The following is a 7,898-nucleotide window of genomic DNA, read 5'->3' on the forward strand; positions in this document are numbered from 1 at the left end:
CTTACTATTTAAAATAAATACAGATTTTATTGTTTTCTATTTCTTGAATATTAAATTTCATATCATATATTTCTTCTAGCACATCATTTCTTATTATTTCATCCGTTCTCCCAGCCTTAACAAGTTTTCCATCTTTAAGAGCTAATATATAATCTGAATAACAAGATGCAAAATTTATATCATGTATTACAATAACAACTGTTTTATTAAGCTCTTCTGCTAAAGTTCTTAAAATTTTCATTATTTCCACTGAATGCTTCATATCTAAATTGTTTAGTGGCTCGTCCAACAATATGTAATCTGTATTTTGAGCTATTATCATTGCAATAAATGCCCTCTGTCTTTGTCCTCCACTAAGTTCATCCATGTACTTATCTTTTATATCTGTAAGTTTCATATATTCTATTGCATTATAAACATGTTCTAAATCTTCCTCTGTTAAATTTCCCTGACAATAAGGGAACCTTCCAAAGCTAACTATTTCTTTTATTGTTAATCTCATGTTGATAGAATTAGATTGCTTTAATACTGATATTTTTTTTGCTAAATCTTTATTATTCCACGACTCTAATTTAGCCTTATCTATTATAACTTCACCACTATCTCTACTTATTATCCTGCTCATTATTGAAAGCAATGTGCTCTTGCCTGCTCCATTAGGACCTATAAGAGACGTTACTTTTCCTTCTTTTATAGTTACAGAAACATTATCAACAACATTCTTTCCATTATATTTTTTCACTATATTCTTTAATTCAATCATGCCTTATTCCCCTTTAATAATAGAGATATAAAATATATACCTCCAACTAAATTGATCACTACAGAAACTGGTGTTGAAAAATTTAATAATCTTTCTATTACAAATTGACCACCAACCAAAGTGATTATGCTAATTAAAACAGAAGCTGGTATTAGATATCTATGTCTATAAGTTTTTAAAAACTCATGTGTTATATTTACTACTAATAATCCTAAAAAAGTTATTGGCCCAACTAAAGCTGTTGATACAGATACTAAAATTGATGTTACTATAAGCAAGGATTTAACTGTCTTTTCATATGATAATCCAAGGTTAATAGCATGATCCCTACCAAGCGACAAAACATCTAATATATCAATGTAATCATACATATAAATCATTACTAGTAATATTATTACTATAGAAATTAACAATACATCTCTATTTACATTATTAAAGCTTGCAAACATCTTACCTTGAAGAACTGAAAACTCGTTTGGATCTATTATCAGTTGCATAAAAGAAGCTCCACTACGAAATAATGTTCCTAATATTAAACCGACTAATAAAAGAAAATAAATATTCCCTTTTTCTTTTTTAAGCATTACCTGAAATAGTAATATAGAAAATATAACCATAACCCCTACTGAAAGAATAAAATTTATATTACTTGCAAAAATCTCATTTTTATTGCTTGATAATATGAAAACTATAAAAGTTTGTACAAGCATATATAAAGAATCTAATCCCATTACACTTGGAGTCAATATTCTATTATTGGTTATGCTTTGAAATATCATAGCTGAAAAAGCTATAGCTGCACTTGTTATTACAACTGCCACAATCATTATTCCTCTTCTTTGAAGAATATATTGCCAATTATTATTGTTCATACCAACACATGTAAAAAGAAGAATAAGTATAACTGATAAAATGAACATAAGTATTAAATTTCGTTTTATTTTCATGTTAACTTCCTCCTGAAAAGTAGATATAAGAATACTCCACTTCCTATGACCCCAACCATAAGGCCTATTGGAATTTCATATGGATAAATAATCAACCTACCTAATATATCACAGAAAAGAAGAAATACTGCTCCAAATAAAGATGTTGAAACAAAATTCTCTTTTAAATTATCTCCATTATAAATCCTAATAATATTAGGAATTATAAGTCCTAAGAATGGTATTTTCCCAACAATAATAATCATTATGGAAGATATAAGCGCAACTATTACAACTCCGGTATTTACCACTTTATTGTAATCTAATCCTAAATTCTTTGAGAATTCTTTTCCCATCCCTGAAATAGTAAACTTATTTGCAAATAAATAAGCTATTATCATAAGGGGAATACTTAAGTAAACTAGTTCATATCGATCCTTTATAATCATAGAAAAATTTCCTTGTGCCCAAGATTCTATATTTTGAATCACATCAAATTTATATGCAAAGAAAGTATTTATAGATTCTATTATTGCTCCTAACATAATTCCAATAAGAGGAACAAATATATCATTCTTAAATTTAATTTTTCTTAAAATGTACATAAATAAAAAAGTACCAGCTAGCGAAAATATAAAACATATTATCATTTTGCTAAAATAGCCTGCTGAAGGGAATAATATAATAGATACTAATATTCCAAATTTCGCACTATCTTCAGTAGCACCTGTAGTTGGTGATACAAAACTATTGCGACTTATTTGCTGCATTATAAGTCCACTTACAGCTATACTTGTACCAGCCGCTAGAATACTTATTAATCTTGGTATTCTACTTAAAATAAGTATTTCTAATTTATCTTTTTCAAAACTTAATAAGTCAATAATCTTTATATCTTTTGAGCCGATAAATATAGATATAATTGATAAAATAATTAAACTTATTACTAGATATCTTATCTTTATATCTCTTTTCTTTAAAATTTTTTCATTTTCCACTAAATTCCCCCTTACTATTAAATTCTTAGTAATTGATATTGATTATCACTCTTGTGTTATGTTATCATTAAACTCAATATTTGACTTAAATATATTTACTTTTTTTAAATATATTTAGGCTTTTTAATAAGGGAGGATTTATATTACAATGTTTAACAATTTTTCCGAAGAGAAGTGTATTAAAGAATCTTTAGATAAATTCTATTTTTGTACTAATGTCCCTGTTAAAGCTTATAGAAATGATGGTAACAGTATATATTCTAAAGGATATACCATTCATTTTGAGTCTTTAGCTGATCAATTTAATATATGTGAAAATCTTTCAAAAAAATTATATAAAAAATCACCTGATTCCTCAGTAAATATTTTCTATGATACTCACGTTATAGTTACAGGTTTCTCTATATGCCCTAATAATCTTAATAGAGGCATAATAATTATTGGTCCTTATACCACATCTAAAAATATGAACACTAAAGATATTTTATATAAGCCTAAAAGTTGTATAGCTCATCTTATTACTTTGTTTTATAACATAATGAATGATAGCGAATATATAAAACTGCAAAAAAAGTTCTCAACTACAGTTAACTATAGCCTACATATAAAAAAGGCCATAGAATACGTTGATTCAAAATTTTATGACCCTATTTCCTTAGATGTGATTGCTGAATATCTCAATATAAACAGATGCTATTTTTGTAATTTATTCAAAAAAGAAACTGGGAAAACCTTCTCTCAGTATCTTAATCAAGTAAGAATTGAAAGAAGTAAAGAATTATTATTAACTAAAGATTTACCTATAATTGAAGTTGCTATGTCTGTGGGATTTAGTAGTCAAAATTATTACAATATGGCTTTTAAAAAAATAACTAAAAAAACTCCATTAGAATTTAGAAATGAAAACTTTCAAGAGAATTAATTCAACATCTACCAATTTTTTCTTCAAAAAAGTATAATTTATAACATTTTTTGATTAATATTGCGAGTTTTGACTATATATGGTAAAATTATTATAGGATACATTTGCATGAAAATTAATCAATAATATTAATAAACTTACATCTTATACTGCAAGAGGATATATATTATATAGTTTTATTGACATTTTTTTTTGCATACAGTATCCCAAAAATTATATGTGGAAATGGGGAAATTTTGTGCTTTTAACTAGTCAAAACTTTAAGATGCAAATCATTATAGGGTTTTCTTTTTTCATTTTCACAAAAAAAGGTGGGATTTTAATGAAAAAATGTTCTTTTCCAAATTGCAAGCGATTTGTATCGCTATTGATGGCATTTATACTAGCATTTGTACTAGCATATCCGCCAGTACGCTCATTTGCAGCAACTAGTAATGATGTGTTGCCGCCAAGTAACTTAGCTTCTCAGCTAATTACCCCAAGTAATGCTAAACTTACATGGGATCCTGTACATGGAGCTACTGGATATAAGGTGTATGGAATTACTGATGGCCAACTCACAGTTCTAGGTACTACAACATCGACATCTTACACGTTTAATGACCTTAAAGAAGGTTCCTATAAGTATGTTGTATCCACCTTGAGTGCACAAGGTGAATCTGGTCCTTGCGCGCCTACTTCTTTTACCGTGACTTATCCAACTATGGCTGCACCAGCAACATTAACTAACAAAATACAAAATGTCAATGACGTGGTGCTAAATTGGACTGCCTCACAGTATGCCAATAGTTATAACATTTATCAAATTGCTGCTGATAATACTAAAACATTAGTTTCTTCAGTAAAGGCATCTACCACTTACACAATTGTTAATGCACCTGCTGGATCTTATACCTATGCGGTTTCTTCAGTGAATTCTCTTTATGGCGAATCTTCACTTTCGACTTCTACACAGGTACAAATAATTCATCCAACTATGACAGCACCTTCAAAATTAACATACTCTTTAGCAAATATTAATGATATAAACTTAAGCTGGAGTGCTGTAACTAATGCAACAAACTATAAAGTTTATCAGGTTGTTGATGGACAAAAATTATTAAAAAGTACAACTACAGGTACTAATGTTGCATTTGCTAATATGCCTGGTGGTGATTATGTATATGAGGTTCACTCATTTAGCTCCCGCTTTGGAGAATCACAAGATGGAAGCCAAGTTTCCTTAAACTTAGTTCTTCCAGCTATGCAAACACCAACAAATTTATCTTATGAAATTAAAAACGAAAATGATATTACTTTAAAATGGGATGCAGTAAGTAATGCAACAAACTATAAAATTTATCAGATCATTGATGGGCAAAAAATATTAAAAAGTACAACTGCAGGTACTAATGCTACATTTAGTAATATGCCTGGTGGCGATTATGTATATGAGGTTCATTCATTTAGCAATCGTCTTGGAGAATCACAAGATGGAAGTAAAGTTTCCTTAAGCTTAGTTCTTCCAGCTATGGAAGACCCAACAAATTTATCTTATGACATAAAAAACGGAAATGATATCACTTTAAAATGGGATGCTGTAGACAATGCAACAAGCTACAAAGTCTATCAGATTGTTAATGGACAAAAAATATTAAGAAGTGCAACTGCAGGAACTACTATTACCTATACTAACATGCCTGGTGGTGATTATGTATATGAGGTTCACTCATTTAGCACTCGTCTTGGAGAATCGCAGAAGGGAATTAGTATTACTTTCTCATTAACTCCACCAATTATGCAACCACCAACAGACTTGGCACACAAAATTAATAATGCTACTAGCCTTAGTCTAACTTGGAGTCCTTCTGAAAATGCTACAGGTTACAAAATTTATCAGATAACTAATGGACAAAAAGTTTTAAAAAGTACAGTAAATAGTACAACAGTTTCTTATACAAACATGGCACCTGGTGAATACAAATTTGAAATTCACTCTTATTCCGCACGTTTTGGTGAATCTCCAGATGGAAGTACAATCACTGTTACCATGGATGGACAAACAATGCAAGCACCAACCAATTTAGTTTATAACATAACAAACCTTAATGATATAACATTAAGATGGACAGCTGTTCCATTTGCTACAAGCTATAAGATTTATCAAAAAGTTGATGGACAACTAGTTTTAAAGCAAACTGTTAACACTACTTCAGCAACATTTACAAATATGCCTAGTGGTGATTATGACTATATTGTTAATTCGGTTTCAACATTATTAGGCGAATCTCCAATAGGAGCTGAATCTACTTTTTCTCTATCACTTCCTAAAATGGGAGCACCAGATACCCTTACTTACAATGTAATAAACGGAAATGACATTACATTAAGATGGGCATCTGTACAATATGCAAATAACTATAAAGTTTATCAAATTATAGATGGTGAAAAAGTTTTAAAACAAACAGTAGCTGGTACTAGTGTAACTTTCACTAATATGCCTGCTGGAGATTATACTTATGAAGTTTGCGCATTTAGTACCCGCCTTGGTGAATCAGAAGTTGGACCAAAAACTACACTTTCTTTAACTTGGCCAACAATGCAAACACCAGAAAGCGTTACTTATACTTTAACAAATACATCTACTATTACGCTAAAATGGGCTCCTACATTATATGCAACCAACTACAAGATTTATCAAATTGTAAATGGAGAAAAGGTTTTAAAGCAAACAGCAAATACTAATAATGCAAGCTTTAATCTGCCTGCTGGAGATTATAGCTATGAAGTTCACTCTTATAGCACCCGTTTTGGTGAATCACAAGACGGAGGCCAAATTTCATTTACTTTAGACAATTCGCTAATGAAAGCACCTGGAAATTTAACTTCCACTATAACAAATGGAAATGACATTACATTAAGATGGACAGGTGTGCCATATGTAACTGACTACAAGGTTTATCAAATTATAGATGGCAAAAAAGTTTTAAAACAAACACTACCTGGTACTAGCGTAACTTTCACTAATATGGCCGCTGGAGATTACAACTATGAAGTTCACTCATTTAACAGCTCCTATGGTGAATCAGAAGATGGAAGCCAAACTTCATTTACATTAACTTGGCCAACAATGCAAGCACCAGCCAAATTAAACTACAATATCGCAAACGGAAATGATATTAGATTAAATTGGCTACCTGTACCATATGCAACCAGCTACAAGGTTTATCAAATTGTAAACGGAGAAAAAGTTTTAAAACAAACACTACCTGGTACTGGAACAACTTTCGTCAATATGCCTGCTGGAGATTATAGCTATGAAGTTTACTCATATAGTAGCCGTTTTGGTGAATCACCAATTGGAAGTACACTAGATTTCTCATTAACTTGGCCAGTAGTACAAGCCCCAACACTAAGCAGAACAATTTCCAACATTAATAACATTACTTTAACTTGGAATTCAGTTGCTTGGGCTAATGAGTATCGTGTTTATGAAATAGTAAATGATACAAAACAACTACTATTTAAGGGAAATGCTCTAAGCTACAAAGCTTTCAATTTATCAGAAGGTACTCATAATTTTCAGGTTACTGCATACAATACTCGCTTTGGTGAATCTGATCCATCTAATACATTAGCAGATAGTATTATATATCCTATTATGCAGGCACCTTTAGCAACCATAAAAGTTAAAGACAAGACAACAGCTTTTATTTGTTGGGATTTTGTTACTTTCGCTAATGGCTACAATATTTATGAGCTTATAGATAATAAGCCAGTTTTACTAGTTAAAAACTTAAATAATTTATCTTATACTTTCAATAATCTTCCTGCTGGGGATCACTTATATTATGTTACTTCTTGTAGTAACTCTTTTGGTGAATCTAGTCCATCAAGCACGCTTTTGGCAAGAATTATTATTGATGAAAAAGCACCAGTTACAACTTCTAATGCACCTACTAACTGGTCTAAAGATGACGTAACAGTTAACTTAACTGCAACTGATGATATCAGTGGTGTAGCTAAAACCTTCTATTCTGTTGATGATGCTGGTTATCAAGAAGGTACTACTTTTACAGTAGCTAATGAAGGTACTCACAAGATTTCCTTCTATTCTGTTGATGCTACTGGAAATACCGAAACTGCTAATACTGCTTATGTAAAGATTGATAAATCTGCTCCTGTTACTACTTCTAATGCACCTACTAACTGGTCTAAAGATGATGTAACAGTAAGCTTAACTGCAACTGATACACTTAGCGGTGTAGCTAAAACTTGCTATTCTATTGATGATGCTGATTATCAAGAAG

The 7,898-nt window shown here is 30.5% G+C and carries 5 protein-coding genes; 2 read left to right on the forward strand and 3 right to left on the reverse strand.

The features are described from left to right. Positions 1–4 precede the first annotated feature (4 nt). Genes FAY47_RS17945 through FAY47_RS17955 form a run of 3 tightly spaced genes read right to left on the reverse strand, consistent with a single transcriptional unit; the run spans position 5 to position 2,654 of the window. Entirely contained in the window at positions 5–763 is a 759-nt protein-coding gene (locus FAY47_RS17945) for an ATP-binding cassette domain-containing protein (protein ID WP_143318298.1), read from the reverse strand. Then, complete coding sequence (locus FAY47_RS17950) at positions 760–1,710, reverse strand: iron chelate uptake ABC transporter family permease subunit (RefSeq protein WP_143318299.1); 951 nt, start codon at positions 1,708–1,710, stop codon at positions 760–762. The genes FAY47_RS17945 and FAY47_RS17950 overlap by 4 nt, the downstream gene beginning before the upstream one ends. Continuing rightward, the gene (locus FAY47_RS17955) at positions 1,707–2,654 is read right to left on the reverse strand and encodes an iron chelate uptake ABC transporter family permease subunit (RefSeq protein WP_143318306.1); all 948 of its coding nucleotides are present in this window, start codon (positions 2,652–2,654) and stop codon (positions 1,707–1,709) included. Before FAY47_RS17955 ends, FAY47_RS17950 begins: the two co-directional genes overlap by 4 nt. A gap of 181 nt (positions 2,655–2,835) precedes the next feature. Here FAY47_RS17955 and FAY47_RS17960 point away from each other — a divergent pair, with 181 nt between their 5' ends. After that, positions 2,836–3,609 (forward strand): AraC family transcriptional regulator, encoded by a 774-nt coding sequence (locus FAY47_RS17960; protein WP_143318300.1) that lies wholly within the window; start codon positions 2,836–2,838, stop codon positions 3,607–3,609. 322 nt (positions 3,610–3,931) lie between these two features. Next, the coding region (locus FAY47_RS17965; protein ID WP_143318301.1) for a hypothetical protein at positions 3,932–7,898 on the forward strand (3,967 nt) is incomplete at its 3' end.

The sequence above is a fragment of the Clostridium sp. HBUAS56017 genome, assembly GCF_007115085.1.
In the GTDB taxonomy this organism is placed as follows: Bacteria; Bacillota; Clostridia; order Clostridiales; family Clostridiaceae; genus Clostridium; species Clostridium cibarium.